Raw genomic sequence first — 14,275 nt, 5'->3', positions numbered from 1 at the left:
TTTTCACGGTGGGCAAGAGGCTGTGGTCACTATTGTGCTATCCTGTGATTACTATGTAACACATTAGGATGGTGCCATGAGCGATGCTACCTTCACCTTTCGGGTCGATGAAGCCCTGAAAGCAGAATTTGCCAGTGTGGCGAAGGCTCACGACCGTACCGGGGCACAGCTTCTGCGAGACTTTATGCGCGACTATGTGGCGCAGCAGCAGGAGGCGCAGGATTATGACGCCTGGTTGACCGCCAAGGTGGAACAATCACGAGCCTCTGCGGAAGCTGGCAAACTTGTGCCTGCTGCAGAGGTTGAAGCCAGGTTTGCGGCCCGCCGTGCGGCTACCCGTACCCGCCTGGCGAAGACTAAATAATGGAGCTGGTCTGGACGCCAGAGGCGATACAGGATCGTGACGACGTTTACGATTACCTAGAGCCAGAAAACCGCGCTGGCGGCCTTGATGCTTGACGAGCTGTTCTCTCAGAAAGCCTCACTGTTGATAGATTATCCCAATAGTGGCCGACCTGGCCGGGCTTTGGGCACCCAGGAACTGATCATCCAGCTACATGCTTGTTTATGACATTGTGGGTGAGCAGGTACGCATACTGAACGTGGTGCATACGGCTCGTCAGTGGCCGCCTGCTCAAGGCTAAAACGAAGTAACGAGAAGATTCCGGCCTTCAAGGCGTGCTTCGATTGGACCAATGTTCTCGTCATCCGCCGGCCTTCACACCTGCCCAGAATACCGACCAGACGCCTTCGAAGCGTTGGTTGAGCTCATCCCTTTCATACATGAAAGTCTCCGACAGCAGGCCATCCACCAAGCAGTATAGCGCAGCATTGAACTGGCGGGCCGTCAATTCGTTGCGCAGCACGCCGGATTGACGCCCCTGTTCGAAAAAGCGAGTCAACCGCTCGTCTAGCAATGTCTCGCCGCGACGGGTGATTGCCTCCGCCTGGGCACTCAACTCCTGGGGTGGGAACAGCAGGAAGCGCTTGTAGAACACGCCTTGGTGCTCACGGTAAGAGAAGGCGCAGCAACTCTCGACCAGATGCCGGAGCCGCTCCGCGTAAGGTGCTTGCGCATGCTGGGCCAGACTCGCTTCCACCAGCGCCAGGATATCGTTTTCGGCATCACTCGCGAGTTCGAGGAACAGTGCCGCCTTGCTCTCGAAATGGTTGTAAATCGAGGGCTTCTTGATGCCGGCGGCATCGGCGATCTGGCTCAGGCTGGTGCCTTCATAGCCATGGCGGGCGAACAGCGAAAGGCCGATGTGTTTGAGACGGTCACGGGTATTCAAGGTGGAGTCTTCTTCCAATGGTGGTCGCCTAGTCTGCACTAGCTTGCCAAGTGAGATGGGTCAAAATAAACTAACGACCGTTAGTTAGCCATTCGAAACGAGGGCAATCGGGCATGATTCGAGCACAATGGAGCATACTGCCGCTGGCCGGGTTGGCCGAAGTCGGATGGGCAACCGGGCTGAAGCATGCCGAGACCTTGGCGGGATGGCTGCTGACGATCACGCTGGCAGTGACCAGCCTGTGGCTCGCTTCCCGTGCGGTACGCTACATGCCGACCAGTACGGTCTACACGATTTTCGTCGGCCTCGGTGCGGCGGGCACCGCGATTGCCGACTGGGTGTTCTTCGGCGTCGCCTTCCATTGGCCGGTGCTGGCATTCATCGCCCTGCTGTTGATCGGCGTGATCGGACTGCAGCAGGTGGGCGACTGATGGATATCACCACGCTTCACTGGCTCGCGCTGCTGGCCTCGGGCTGCTTCGAAATCGTCGGCGTGGCTGGTTTCGAGCGCCTTCATCGGGGCCAGCGCCTACACGGCCTGCTACTCCTCATCGCAGGTTTCGGCATCTCGCTGGGGTTTTTATCGATCGCCATGCGTTCGATTGACATGGGCGTGGCCTACGCTATCTTCACCGGCATCGGCACGCTCGGCAGCACGCTGATGGGGATGTTGCTCTGGGGCGAGTCTCGCCGCCCACTCCGGCTCGCCTTCGTCGGCATGATCATCGTCGCCGTGGTGGGGCTGAAAGTAAGTGGGTGAGCAGGGTTGTGCCGAATTGGTGCGGCTGGTCAGTGTTGCGCGCCAGTGTGGTGCGCACAAAGCTTAAATTGTTGTAAGAATCAGCTCGACTAATCCCAGATGTTTAGTAAGTATTTGTTAAATATTTACTTTTTAAATAATGGCAAGATTTTTGTATAAACTCTTGTGATAACAACGACAGGGGTATCGGCAGCGCGTCTGCCAAACAATTCGGTCTTCAATGGATAGCTAGGGTTCCGGCTGCATCATCATTGCCCCGATGTAGTGCCTGGTCCGAGAGCTGTCGACCCGCGGCGACTGGCCCTATGAGGCCAACGGCGAAGGTTACACGGCGGGACAAAAGCCCGGGAGGATAAGGTGCGTACGCACCGATGCCCCCGACCGCTTAGTCAACCCATTGGAGGCCAATCATGCGCCCAAGCCGTATTCTGACTGCCGTTCTCTCCGCCACGCTGCTGGCGACCACCGCACCCGCGTTTGCCCAGTCCCGCGATCACTTCAGCGTCTGCTGGTCCATCTACGCCGGCTGGATGCCCTGGAGCTATGCCGACACCCAAGGCATCGTCGACAAGTGGGCCGACAAGTACGGTATCGATATCGATCTGGTGCAGGTCAACGACTACATCGAGTCGATCAACCAGTACACCGCCGGCAACGTCGACGGCTGCGCGATGACCAACATGGATGCCCTGACCCTGCCCGCCGCCAGCGGCGTCGACTCCACAGCGCTGATCATCAACGACTATTCCGACGGCAACGACGGCATCGTGCTCAAGGGCAGCGACGATCTCGCCGACATCGAAGGCCGCCGGGTCAACCTGGTGCAGTTCAGCGTCTCGCATTACTTCCTGGCACGGGCCCTGGAGACGGTCGGCCTCACCGAACGCGACATCGAGACGGTCAATACCTCGGATGCCGACATGGTCGCGATCTACCCCAACGACGACGTCGAAGCCGTCGTTACCTGGAATCCCCAGCTCGGTGCCATCGAGGACCTGCCCGACAGCCATGTGGTGTTCACCTCGAAGCAATTGCCGCGCGAGATCCTCGACATGATGGTGGTCAATACCGACACCCTGAAGGCCAACCCAGATCTCGGCCGCGCCCTGGTCGGCGCCTGGTACGAGGTCATGGACAAGGTCGCCGCCGGCGACGAGGCCGCATTGACGCAGATGGCCGAGGCCGCGGGCACCGACCTCGCCGGCTACAAGGCACAACTGGCCGACACCCACCTCTACACCGACCCCACCCAGGCCGCCTCGCTGATGCACGGCCAGGACCTGCTCGACACCATGCAGCACGTCGCCGAGTTCAGTTTCGAGCACGGCCTGCTCGGCGACATGGCGCCCAACCCCGGTTACATCGGCATCCAGACGCCGGCCGGCACGTTCGGCGACGAAGGCAACGTCAAGCTGCGCTTCGACCCGACCTACACCGAGGACTACATCGCCCAACAATAACCGTCGACTCGTCGCGGTCTGCCCGGAGTCGGGCAGCGCCGCGCACGCACGCCAATCAACCGACGGATACCGACCATGAAGCGACTCATCAACTACACCCCGTCCCGCGGCAGCCGCTGGCTGCTGGGTCTGGTACCTTTCGCACTGGTGGCGATGGTCTATCTGGCCCTGTCCAACGCTCGTCTCGCGGAAAACCCCGATGACCGCCTACTGCCCTCGCCCGCAACCATGGCCGACACCTTCAGCCAGTTGGCGACCGAAGCCAGCGTGCGCACCGGCACCATTCCCCTGTGGGACGACACCTTCGCCAGTCTCGAACGCTTGGGTCTGGGTATTGCCATCAGCGCCCTGATTGGTCTGATTGTCGGTCTATTCACCGGTGGGCTGCCGCTGGTTCGAGCCAAACTCTCGCCGCTGGTCACGGTAGTTTCGCTGATTCCACCCATGGCCATTCTGCCGATTCTGTTCATCGCTTTCGGCACCGGCGAGATGGCCAAGGTCGCGCTCATCGTCATCGGCGTGGCGCCATTTCTGATCCGCGACTTGCAAAACTACGCTCTGCGCCTGCCTGACGAGCAGTTGATCAAGGCGCAGACCCTGGGGGCGAGTTCCTGGCAGGCGCTGACCCGGGTGCTGTTGCCGCAGCTCACCACGCGGCTGATCGACTCGACTCGTCTGGCGCTGGGCAGTGCTTGGTTGTTCCTGATCGCCGCCGAGGCGATCGCCGCCCAAGACGGCCTGGGCTACCGCATCTTTCTGGTGCGCCGCTATCTCTCCATGGATGTGATCCTGCCCTATGTGGCCTGGATCACGTTGTTGGCCTTCGTGATCGACCGGGTTCTGGCCCTGATTTCGCGACGCTCCTTCCCCTGGTACCACGCTGAAGCGGGAGATCGGGAATGAGTCATCCCAAGAACTTGCTTGAGGCTCGTCGCGTGGAGAAGCGCTACGGCAATCAGGTGGTGCTGGAGCGCATCGACTTCCGCGTCGAGGCCGGGGAGTTCATCACTCTGGTCGGTGCTTCCGGATGCGGCAAGACGACCTTTCTCAAGCTGCTGCTGGGCACGGAGCGGATCTCGCGCGGCGAACTGACGCTGGATGGACGGCCGCTACCGGACGAGCCGGGGCCGGATCGCGGCGTAGTGTTCCAAAAGTATTCGGTCTTCCCGCACTTGACCGTGCTTGGCAACGTGATGATGGCCGAGGAGCTGGCCGGCTCACGCTGGCTTGGCAAGTTGTTCGGCAGCGCACGCCGTCGTGCCGCCGAGGCCGCGACAGCGCGTATCGAAGAAGTCGGACTCACTCACGCTCTGCACAAATATCCCCACGAGCTTTCCGGCGGCATGCAGCAGCGCCTGGCCATTGCCCAGGCCCTAATGATGCAGCCTAGAATCCTGCTGCTCGACGAGCCTTTCGGGGCCCTCGATCCGGGCATCCGTCAGGACATGCATGTGCTGATCACCCGACTTTGGCGGGAGCAGCAACTGACCATCTTCATGATCACTCACGACGTCAAGGAAGCCTTCGCCCTTGGCACGCGGCTATGGGTCTTCGACAAGATCCGCCATGATCCACAGGCCCCCGAGGCCTATGGCGCTACCATCACCTACGACCTGGCCATCGGCGAGAACCGGCGCCCACCGGAAGACCTGGCCAGGACCGTCGATGCGATGAGCGAACGACGGACACAGACACACCAGGAGACGCCGTTATGACAAATCCTCTGCGACCTCGGGACGACGCGTACTACAGCACTCATCTTCCCGGCGGTCAGCACTGGTCACTGCGCCTGCGCCGCGGGACCACGCTTTCTTTGACTGCACGCGAAGCCGATACCAACGTCGGGCTGCTCTGCTACAACCCGGAGAATCTGCTCGAGCGGCTGAATCTGCCGGATACTCTCAAGTGCCAGCATACCTTCAAGCTGACTCGAGGGAACTGCCTCTACTCCGATATGGGGCGAATCTTCGCCTCGATCATCGAGGACGATCTAGGTTGGCACGATAGCGTCGGCGGCAACCTCAACCGTGCGCATATGATCGCCAAGGGCTGGCAACCGGTGAGCTTTCAGCAGGCGCTCAATGAGCGGCCCCAGACTGGCCACGACAGTTTTCTGATCGAGCTGGCGAAGTATGGACTGGGGCGGCGCGACATGGCTGCCAACCTCAATCTCTTCAGCAAGGTGGAAAGTGACGATGCGGGGCAACTGCGTTACGTGTCGGGTCACTGCCAGCCGGGACAGCGCGTAACGCTGCGTTTCGAGATGGACACACTAGTGCTGTTGCACACTTGCCCCCATCCGCTGGTTCCGAGCGAAGCCTACCCGCATCGCGGCGTCGACATCGCCCTCGGCGTGGCGCCCGCGCCCGGCGAGGATGATGTCTGCTATCGCGCCTGTCCGGAAAATGCCCGCGGTTTCGCCAACAACCGTCTCTACCATCTCGGCCTGCAGGGAGCCTGACATGAGCCTTACCACGACTGCGCTGCTCCGCCCACTGCTGGAAAGCCCCTTGCGGGTGGAAAACGCGGTTTTCCGTCGCCTCGTCGAGGCCGGAGACCACTACATCGGCATCGTCCGCGCTGGACAGACGCTGCGGCTGGTCGATGTCGAGGGCAACGAGGCGGCGGACACGCTGTTCTTCAACGCCCACGATACGGCGGAACGCTACAGCGCCATGGATACCGTGCGCGAGCAGGGCCAGATCTACTTGGGTACCGGTTCCCGGCTGCTTTCCAGCGACGGCAATCTGATGCTGACGATCACCGCCGACACCTGCGGTCGTCACGATACCTTGGGCGGTGCCTGCGCCAGCGAGAGCAACACTGTGCGCTACGATCTCGAGAAGCGCCACATGCACTCCTGCCGGGACAACTGGATGCAGGCCATCGCCAACTATCCGGAATTCGGCCTGACCAAGCGTGACATCACCCACAACATCAATTTCTTCATGAATGTTCCGGTGACGCCGGAAGGGGGGCTGTCGTTTGCCGACGGGCTGTCCGGGCCGGGCAAGTACGTGGAGATGGAAGCTGCCATGGACGTAGTGGTGCTGATCTCCAACTGTCCGCAGCTCAATAACCCTTGCAGCGGCTTCAACCCGACGCCGCTGGAAGTGTTGGTCTGGGACTAAGTTTCACCCCTGGCGCTTTCTGATAACGCCCAGGTGACGCGAGGACGACCTCGCGAACATCTAAAGCAGGCGGGACGACCCGCCCCTGGTCGAGCAGATGCTCATGTTCAACAAGGTCTTGATCGCCAATCGCGGCGCGATCGCTGCACGGGTCCAGCGTACGCTGAAGCGGCTTGGCATCGGTTCGGTCGTGGTCTACGCCGAAGCCGATCGCGATGCACCCTACGTCTTCCAGGCAGACGCCGCCTACTCGCTCGGCGACGGTGGCGCCGCCGACACCTATCTTGATATCGACAAGCTGGTTAACATCGCCCGACAGAGCGGAGCCGAGGCGGTGCATCCCGGCTATGGCTTCCTTTCCGAAAACACTCGCTTCATCCAGGCCTGCGAGGAGGCCGGATTGGTATTCCTCGGCCCGACGCCCGAACAGATCCGCGACTTTGGCTTGAAACACAAGGCGCGCGACCTGGCCGAGCGTGCCGGCGTGCCCTTGGTACCGGGTTCCGGCCTGCTCGACAGCGTCGAGGATGCCGTCAGGGAGGCAGCGCGCATTGGCTATCCGGTGATGCTCAAGTCCACCGCCGGTGGTGGCGGTATCGGCATGCAGGTGTGTGACGACGAAGCCGCTTTGCAGCGCGCCTTCGACTCGGTGCGCGGGCTCGGCGAGCGCAACTTCGGAGACGCCGGCGTATTTCTCGAAGCCTACATCGCCCGCGCCCGTCACCTGGAAGTGCAACTGTTCGGAGATGGCCGAGGCAAGGTCGTGGCGCTCGGCGAGCGCGACTGTTCCACCCAGCGCCGCCACCAGAAGGTGATCGAGGAGTGTCCTGCCCCCGATCTGCCCGAGCGCGTGCGTCAGGAGTTGCACGCCACCGCCGTGCGCTTGGGAGAAGCCGTCGATTACCGCAATGCCGGCACCGTGGAGTTCATCTACGATGCCGAGCGCGAAGCCTTCTACTTCCTTGAGGTCAATACCCGCCTGCAGGTGGAGCATGGGGTCACCGAGGAGGTGTGGGGCGTGGACATCGTCGAGTGGATGATCCGCCTCGGCGCTGGCGAGCTGCCCGAACTCGACGAACTGGCCCAAAATCTCACCCCGAAAGGCCACGCCATCCAGGCGCGTCTCTATGCCGAAGATCCCAGCCACGGTTTCCGCCCCAGCGCCGGCCTGCTCACTGAGGTAGCCTTCCCTGAAGCGCCCGGCCTGCGCGTCGATCACGCCATCGAAGCGGGACTGGAAGTCTCGGCGCTGTTCGATCCCATGCTGGCCAAGGTGATCGTCCACGCCGACGACCGCGACATGGCCATCGAACGTCTGGCCGAAGTGCTAGAGCAGTCCAGCATCTATGGCTTCGAGACCAACCGTACCTGGCTGTCGCATGTGCTGCACGATGCGCGCTTCCACGATGCCATTATGCATACCCGCTGGCTGGCCGATCTTGTCTGGGCGCCGCCGGCCATCGAGGTACTCAGTGCCGGCACTCTAACCACCATCCAGGATCATCCCGGCCGCCAGGGTCACTGGGACGTCGGCGTGCCACCTTCCGGTCCATTCGACGATTGGTCGTTCCGTCTTGGCAACCGCCTTCTCGACAATCCGGCCGATGCCGCCGGACTCGAGATCACGCTCACCGGCCCCACGCTGCGTTTCCATCGCGCCACCCAGATCGTACTCGCCGGCAGCCAACTGCCCGCCGAACTCGACGGCAAGGCCGTGGCTTTCTGGCAGGTTCTGGACATTCCCGCCGGCGCCACACTGACGCTGGGCAAGGCCAGTGCCGGAGCGCGCGCCTACCTGCTGGTACGCGGCGGCATCGACTGCCCGCGCTATCTCGGCTCCAGAGCCACTTTCACCCTCGGTCAGTTCGGCGGCCACGGTGGGCGCGCCCTACGCAGCGGCGACATGCTTTCGCTGCCCGAACTCGACGCCACGACACCCCGCGCACTGCCCGAGACGCTCAGACCCGAGCTTGGTGGCGAGAACGGCCATGTCTGGCAGATCGCGGTGCTTTATGGTCCCCATGGCGCGGCGGACTTCTTTACCGAGGACGATATCGACACCTTCTTCGCTCACGAGTGGGAGGTGCACTACAACTCGAGCCGCACCGGCGTGCGCCTGATTGGTCCGCGACCCGAGTGGGCCCGCGCCGACGGCGGCGAGGCCGGCCTGCATCCGTCGAACATCCATGACAATGCCTACGCCTTCGGTACCATCGATTTTACCGGCGACATGCCGGTGATTCTCGGCCCCGACGGCCCCTCGCTGGGCGGCTTCGTCTGCCCGGCCACGGTGGTGCGCGCCGAACGCTGGAAGCTCGGTCAGCTCACGGCCGGTGACCGTATCCACTTCGTGCCGGTGGATCTGGCTACTGCCCGGCAACTGGAGGCTCGCCAGCAGGCCCTGCTCGCGTCGCTGAATGAGCAGCCGGCCGTGGCCGTCGAAGAGAATCGCGGCAGCCCCATCCTGCGCGACGTGCCTGCAAAGGACGCCGGTGAGCGCATCGTCTACCGCCGCGCCGGCGACGACTTCCTGCTGGTCGAGTTCGGCGCCATGGAACTCGACATCGCGCTGCGCTTTCGCGCCCATGCCTGGATGCTGTGGCTACAGCACAACTCTCTGCCTGGCCTGCGCGAGCTGACGCCGGGCATTCGCTCGCTGCAAATCCATTACGAGCCCGACGAACTCATCGTCGACGAACTGCTCGCCCACCTGCAGCGCGCCGAGCGCGAGCTTCACGACGTCGAGTCGCTGGAAGTCGAGGCGCGCACCCTGCACCTACCGCTGTCCTGGGACGATCCGGCCTGTCAGAAAGCCATCGACAAGTACCAGCGCAGCGTTCGTCCGGATGCACCCTGGTGCCCGAGCAACCTGGAGTTCATCCGTCGCATCAATGGCCTAGACGCCATCGAGCAGGTGCGCGACATCGTCTTCAACGCCCGCTATCTGGTGATGGGCCTGGGCGACGTCTACCTCGGCGCGCCGGTGGCCACGCCGCTCGATCCCACCCAGCGGCTGGTCACCACCAAGTACAACCCGGCGCGCACCTGGACCGCCGAGAATTCGGTGGGCATCGGCGGCGCCTACCTGTGCGTCTACGGCATGGAAGGCCCTGGTGGCTATCAGTTCGTCGGCCGCACCCTGCAGATGTGGAACCGCTATCGCCAGACCGAATACTTCGACAACCCCTGGCTGCTGCGCTTCTTCGATCAGTTGCGCTTCTTCGAGGTCAGCCATGACGAGCTGATGCGAATCCGTCGTGACTTTCCCCATGGGCGATACCCGCTCGAGATCGAGGTTACGCGCTTCAAGCTTGCCGATTATCAGGACGATATCGCCGCTCACGTTGAACAGATCGCCGAATTCCGTGAGCGTCGCGAGGCCGCCTTCCAGCAGGAGATGGCCGACTGGCGGGCCAATGGCCAGTTCACCTTCGAGGACCGGATCCCCGAAGTCGCCGAGGCCACGGAACTGGGTAGCGATGAGTTGGGTATCGATAGCCCGGTGACCGGCAGCCTGTGGAAGCTGACGGTCGCCGAGGGCGACAGCGTCGAGGCCGGTCAGGTCGTGGCACTGGTCGAGTCGATGAAGATGGAAGTCGAGATCACCACTCACGCAACCGGTCGCGTGGCCCGCCTGCCGATAACCGAAGGTGCCGCCGTCGCCCCCGGCCAGCCGATCGTGATTCTCGAACAGACCTCGAATCTGGAGACGTCCGTATGAGCGCCATCGATATGACCATGACTTCTCTGCTGGCGCGCTATCGCGCCAATGAGCTGACCCCACGCGGGCTGATCGCTGATCTGCTGGCCGATGCCGCAGCACGCGGCTTTGATCCCGCCTGGATCACCCGGCTCTCACGCGAGCAGCTCGAGCCCTATCTCGCTCGTCTCGACGCCATCGATCCGCAGAGCCTTCCATTGTACGGCATTCCGTTCGCGATCAAAGACAATATCGATCTCGCGAACGTGCCGACTACGGCGGGCAGTCCCGTCTATGCCTATACGCCCAATGAGTCCGCCTTCGTCGTGCGCCAGCTGATCGAGGCCGGGGCCATCCCCATGGGCAAGACCAATCTCGACCAGTTCGCTACCGGGCTGGTCGGCGAACGTGCGCTGGACATCTATGGCGTGCCCGGCAATGCCTTCGATGCCGAGCGCATTCCCGGCGGCTCCAGCAGCGGCTCGGCGGTGACCACCGCCCAGGGCCAGGTCAGCTTCGCGCTGGGTACCGACACTGCCGGCTCCGGACGCGTGCCGGCGTGCTTCAACAACCTGTTCGGCGTCAAGCCCACGCTGGGCCTGCTGAGTACGGCGGGCGTGGTACCGGCCTGTGCCACTCTGGATACCATCAGCCTCTTCACCTTGAGCGCCGACGATGCCGCCGCCGTGCTCGACGTCGCCGGCCAGTACGATCCGGAGTGCGCCTGGTCGCGGCGTCACGATTTCGCCGTGGCCGGCCAAGCCTATGGCGAGATGCTGAAGCGCTTTCGCTTCGGCGTGCCGCCCGAGTCGCAGTGGCATACCGACGCGGCCTACAGCGTTGGCATGCGCCAGGCTATTGCCCAACTCGAGGCACTGGGCGGCGTCAGGTTCGAACTCGATTGCACGCCACTGTTGGCCGCGGCGCGCCTGCTCTACGAAGGCCCGTGGGTCGCCGAGCGCTACCACGCCGTGCGCGAACTGATCGAAAGCCAGCCCGATACCCTGCATCCGGCCACCCGTCAGGTCATCGAAGGCGGCGGCGCACCCAAGGCGGTAGATGCTTTCGACGCCCGCTACAAGCTGGCCGAACTCAAGCGCCAGGCCGATGCTCTGCTTGCTCAGGTCGACGTGATGCTGGCCCCGACCACGGTGGAACATCCCACCAAGGCCGAGGTGGCTGCAGAGCCCATTGCCGTCAACTCGCGAGTGGGAACCTGGACCAACTTCATGAACCTGCTCGACTACAGTGCCCTGGCCGTGCCCACCGGCTTCACCGATGCCGGCCTGCCGTTCGGCGTCACCCTGTTCGGCCCCGCTTTTGATGATCTGTCGCTGTTGAGTCTCGGCCGGGCACTGGAGCGCCGGCTCGTTCTGCCGCTGGGCGCCACCAGCATCGCCCGCCCCCAGCTGCCGGCACTGCCCCCGGCAAAGGACGGCACGCTGGAACTGGTGGTATGCGGCGCGCACCTTGCCGGGCTGCCGCTCAACCACCAGCTCACCAGCCGCGGCGGCGTGCGTGTCGCCAGCACCCGCAGCAGCCCGAACTACCGCCTCTATGCCCTGGCCGGCGGCCCGCCGGCGCGCCCGGCGATGGTGCGAGACGACGCCAACGGCGCGGCCATCGAGGTGGAAGTGTGGCGTCTGCCCATCGACACCATCGGCAGCTTCCTGGCCGGCATTCCCGCCCCACTGGGACTAGGACAAGTCGAGCTGGAAAACGGCGAGTGGCAATGCGGCTTCATCTGCACTGCGGGCGCCCTGGAGGCGGGTGGCCCGGCCGAGGATGTGACCCATTTCGGCGGTTGGAGAGGCTGGATCGCCAGCCAGCAGTGATCGAACCAGGAGACAGCCATGAGCCATGCAAAGCAGCAACTCAGTCATTTCCAGTCACTGCCGGTGATCGATATCGGCGGGCTCTTCAGTCCCAATGAAGACGAACGCCAGGCCGTCGCCGTACAGCTCGGCGACGCGGCACGCAACGTGGGTTTCTTCCATATCGTCGGCCACGGCATCGACGAAGATCTGCGCCAAGCCCTTCTGGACCAGGCCAGGCGATTCTTCGCCCAGCCGATGGAGACCAAGATGCGCCACTATATCGGGCTGTCCGCGGGCAACGGCACTACCCGCCATCGCGGCTACGTGCCCGAAGGCGAGGAGATGCCCGAAAAGGGCAAGCGTGACCTCAAGGAAGCCTTCGATCTGGCCTTCGAGCTGCCCGCCGATGACCCGGACGTAGTCGCCGGCATCCCCATGCTGGGACCCAACGTCTGGCCCGAGTTGCCCGGCTTCCGCGAGCAGGTCTATGCCTACTACCAGGTGACTTACGAGGTGGGCCTCGCCCTGATGCGAGGTTTCGCCCTCGCGCTGGGGTTGCCCGAAGAGCACTTCCTCAAGGACGTGACCAAGCCACCCAGCCAGTTGCGCCTGATCCACTATCCGTTCGATCCCGAGGCCGAGGATGTCCAGGGCATCGGCGCGCACACCGATTACGAGTGCTTCACCCTGCTGCTGCCCACCGCTCCGGGGCTGGAAGTGATGAACGGCCAGAGCGAGTGGATCGACGTGCCCTACCGCGACGATGCCCTGGTGATCAACATCGGCGACATGCTGGAGATCTGGACCAACGGCGAGTTCGTGGCCACCTCGCACCGGGTACGCAAGGTGAAGGAGGAGCGCTATTCGTTCCCGCTGTTCTTCGCCTGCGATTACGCCACCACGGTGACACCGCTGCCGCAACTGGTCGAGCGTGACGGACACGCGCGTTACGAGCCGCTCAAGGCCGGGGATCATCTCTACGCCCAGACCATTCACACCTTCGCTTATCTGCAGAAGTGTCTGGCCAGTGGTGAGATCCAATTACCCGAAGGGGCGAGAGATACCGCCACACTGGGTCAGCATGCGCGACACAAGGGAACGGAACGGGCATGAACACACCACAAGACGGCGTGCCATCCCGTTATCACGGGGTATGGCAACGCACGCTCTACACTGGCGAGGGTGAACATGGCGATTACATAGAGGACCGCACGACCCGAGTGATCTGGCTGCAGGCGGCATGCTGGCACGCCGACATGCGCGTGCCGGCGGATCGCCCCGATTTCGCCGACGTCACGTCGCTGGACGACTGCGACCGGGATCGGCTCGTATGGCTGGCCGGCCAGACCGCCTTTGCCGGCATCACCCGGGTCGAGGGCCGCTTCTGTACCTGGCATCGTTTGCTCGATCAGCATCCGGGACTGGGGAAAGACGTCGGCGAAATGGCGTTTCTTGACGAAGATACGCTGGAGGAACGTCATCCCCAAGGGCGCTATCGCGAGCTGTGGGTGCGCCAAGCGGATGCCGGCGGCGCAGAGCGGACATGTCTCGGCCCGGACGGCCTGCCGCGCTGGCTGCAATGGGGTGATCACGCCATGTCAATCGTGCCTCGCCTTGCTTTGCCGCAGACCCACGATCTGCTCGCTGCACCGCAAACACTGGATAGTGAGACCCTGCGCCTGCGCGCCGGGATGGAAATCAGCTATGCCCGATGCAACGGCAGCGGCTGGAAAATCATGCTGTCGACCCACCCCTGGCGAGAGGGGTTCGAGATTCAGACAACCGGTAATAGTAGGTAAGCCAGGTACTATTTACGGCACGCCTCGACCGGCCAGGAGGCGAGTATGCTCGGGTTCTCTTGTCCTTCTCTGCTCGAATCGAGCTGTCTGTCGGCGTTGCCGGTTTCGATCTCCATGCGCTCGATCGACATGGGCGTGGCCTACGCGATCTTCACCGGTATCGGTACGCTCGGCAGCACGCTCCTGGGCATGTGGCGATGGGGCGAGTCGCGACGGCCACTGCGGCTCGCCTTCGTCGGCATGATCATCGTCGCCGTGGCGGGGCTGAAACTGTCGGCGTGAATCCGACAGTGGGCTTGAAGAGGGCAGCGTGAGG

The 14,275-nt window shown here is 63.0% G+C and carries 14 protein-coding genes and 1 riboswitch; of the genes, 13 read left to right on the top strand and 1 reads right to left on the bottom strand.

Annotated features, from left to right (window positions below):
• The first annotated feature begins 76 nt into the window (after positions 1 to 76).
• Positions 77 to 364, top strand: a complete 288-nt coding sequence (locus tag DOM57_RS19550) for a CopG family ribbon-helix-helix protein (RefSeq protein ID WP_110650895.1) — start codon at positions 77 to 79, stop codon at positions 362 to 364.
• Positions 365 to 704: 340 nt separating this feature from the next.
• Here the strand turns inward: DOM57_RS19550 and DOM57_RS19540 are convergent, their stop codons facing one another.
• Positions 705 to 1,310, bottom strand: coding sequence for a TetR/AcrR family transcriptional regulator (locus DOM57_RS19540; RefSeq protein ID WP_162619607.1), 606 nt, complete (start codon positions 1,308 to 1,310; stop codon positions 705 to 707).
• A 95-nt stretch (positions 1,311 to 1,405) separates the two neighbouring features.
• On the opposite strand from DOM57_RS19540, the gene DOM57_RS19535 reads away from it, so the two are divergent.
• From DOM57_RS19535 to DOM57_RS19480, 12 genes are all read left to right on the top strand, one after another.
• Entirely contained in the window at positions 1,406 to 1,723 is a 318-nt protein-coding gene (locus DOM57_RS19535; RefSeq protein WP_110650891.1) for a DMT family transporter, read from the top strand.
• The gene (locus tag DOM57_RS19530; protein ID WP_110650890.1) at positions 1,723 to 2,052 is read left to right on the top strand and encodes a DMT family transporter; all 330 of its coding nucleotides are present in this window, start codon (positions 1,723 to 1,725) and stop codon (positions 2,050 to 2,052) included. Before DOM57_RS19535 ends, DOM57_RS19530 begins: the two co-directional genes overlap by 1 nt.
• Before the next feature lie 217 nt (positions 2,053 to 2,269).
• Positions 2,270 to 2,405: riboswitch (guanidine-I (ykkC/yxkD leader) on the top strand.
• A gap of 57 nt (positions 2,406 to 2,462) precedes the next feature.
• A complete protein-coding gene (locus DOM57_RS19525; RefSeq protein WP_110650888.1) occupies positions 2,463 to 3,512 on the top strand; it encodes a putative urea ABC transporter substrate-binding protein in 1,050 nt (349 codons plus the stop codon).
• A gap of 75 nt (positions 3,513 to 3,587) precedes the next feature.
• Entirely contained in the window at positions 3,588 to 4,415 is an 828-nt protein-coding gene (locus tag DOM57_RS19520) for an ABC transporter permease (RefSeq protein WP_110650886.1), read from the top strand.
• Complete coding sequence (locus DOM57_RS19515) at positions 4,412 to 5,227, top strand: ABC transporter ATP-binding protein (RefSeq protein ID WP_110650884.1); 816 nt, start codon at positions 4,412 to 4,414, stop codon at positions 5,225 to 5,227. The genes DOM57_RS19520 and DOM57_RS19515 overlap by 4 nt, the downstream gene beginning before the upstream one ends.
• Entirely contained in the window at positions 5,224 to 5,973 is a 750-nt protein-coding gene (locus tag DOM57_RS19510; RefSeq protein WP_110650882.1) for an urea amidolyase associated protein UAAP1, read from the top strand. The genes DOM57_RS19515 and DOM57_RS19510 overlap by 4 nt, the downstream gene beginning before the upstream one ends.
• A 1-nt stretch (position 5,974) precedes the next feature.
• On the top strand, positions 5,975 to 6,643 hold the full coding sequence (locus tag DOM57_RS19505; RefSeq protein WP_110650880.1) for an urea amidolyase associated protein UAAP2: 669 nt from the start codon (positions 5,975 to 5,977) through the stop codon (positions 6,641 to 6,643).
• Between the two features lie 103 nt (positions 6,644 to 6,746).
• Positions 6,747 to 10,364, top strand: a complete 3,618-nt coding sequence (uca, locus tag DOM57_RS19500) for an urea carboxylase (protein WP_110650878.1) — start codon at positions 6,747 to 6,749, stop codon at positions 10,362 to 10,364.
• The gene (atzF, locus tag DOM57_RS19495; protein WP_110650876.1) at positions 10,361 to 12,178 is read left to right on the top strand and encodes an allophanate hydrolase; all 1,818 of its coding nucleotides are present in this window, start codon (positions 10,361 to 10,363) and stop codon (positions 12,176 to 12,178) included. The genes uca and atzF overlap by 4 nt, the downstream gene beginning before the upstream one ends.
• Positions 12,179 to 12,196: 18 nt before the next feature.
• On the top strand, positions 12,197 to 13,273 hold the full coding sequence (locus tag DOM57_RS19490) for an isopenicillin N synthase family dioxygenase (protein WP_110650874.1): 1,077 nt from the start codon (positions 12,197 to 12,199) through the stop codon (positions 13,271 to 13,273).
• Positions 13,270 to 13,959: a hypothetical protein gene (locus tag DOM57_RS19485; RefSeq protein ID WP_110650873.1), complete on the top strand. Its 690-nt coding sequence runs from the start codon at positions 13,270 to 13,272 to the stop codon at positions 13,957 to 13,959. The genes DOM57_RS19490 and DOM57_RS19485 overlap by 4 nt, the downstream gene beginning before the upstream one ends.
• A 45-nt stretch (positions 13,960 to 14,004) precedes the next feature.
• Positions 14,005 to 14,241: a DMT family transporter gene (locus tag DOM57_RS19480; RefSeq protein WP_110650871.1), complete on the top strand. Its 237-nt coding sequence runs from the start codon at positions 14,005 to 14,007 to the stop codon at positions 14,239 to 14,241.
• Positions 14,242 to 14,275: the final 34 nt, after the last annotated feature.

This window comes from Salinicola peritrichatus (assembly GCF_003206715.1).
In the GTDB taxonomy this organism is placed as follows: Bacteria; Pseudomonadota; Gammaproteobacteria; order Pseudomonadales; family Halomonadaceae; genus Salinicola; species Salinicola peritrichatus.
The sequence above is the reverse complement of the archived record's forward strand: the minus strand, read 5'-3'. Positions and strand labels throughout refer to the sequence as shown.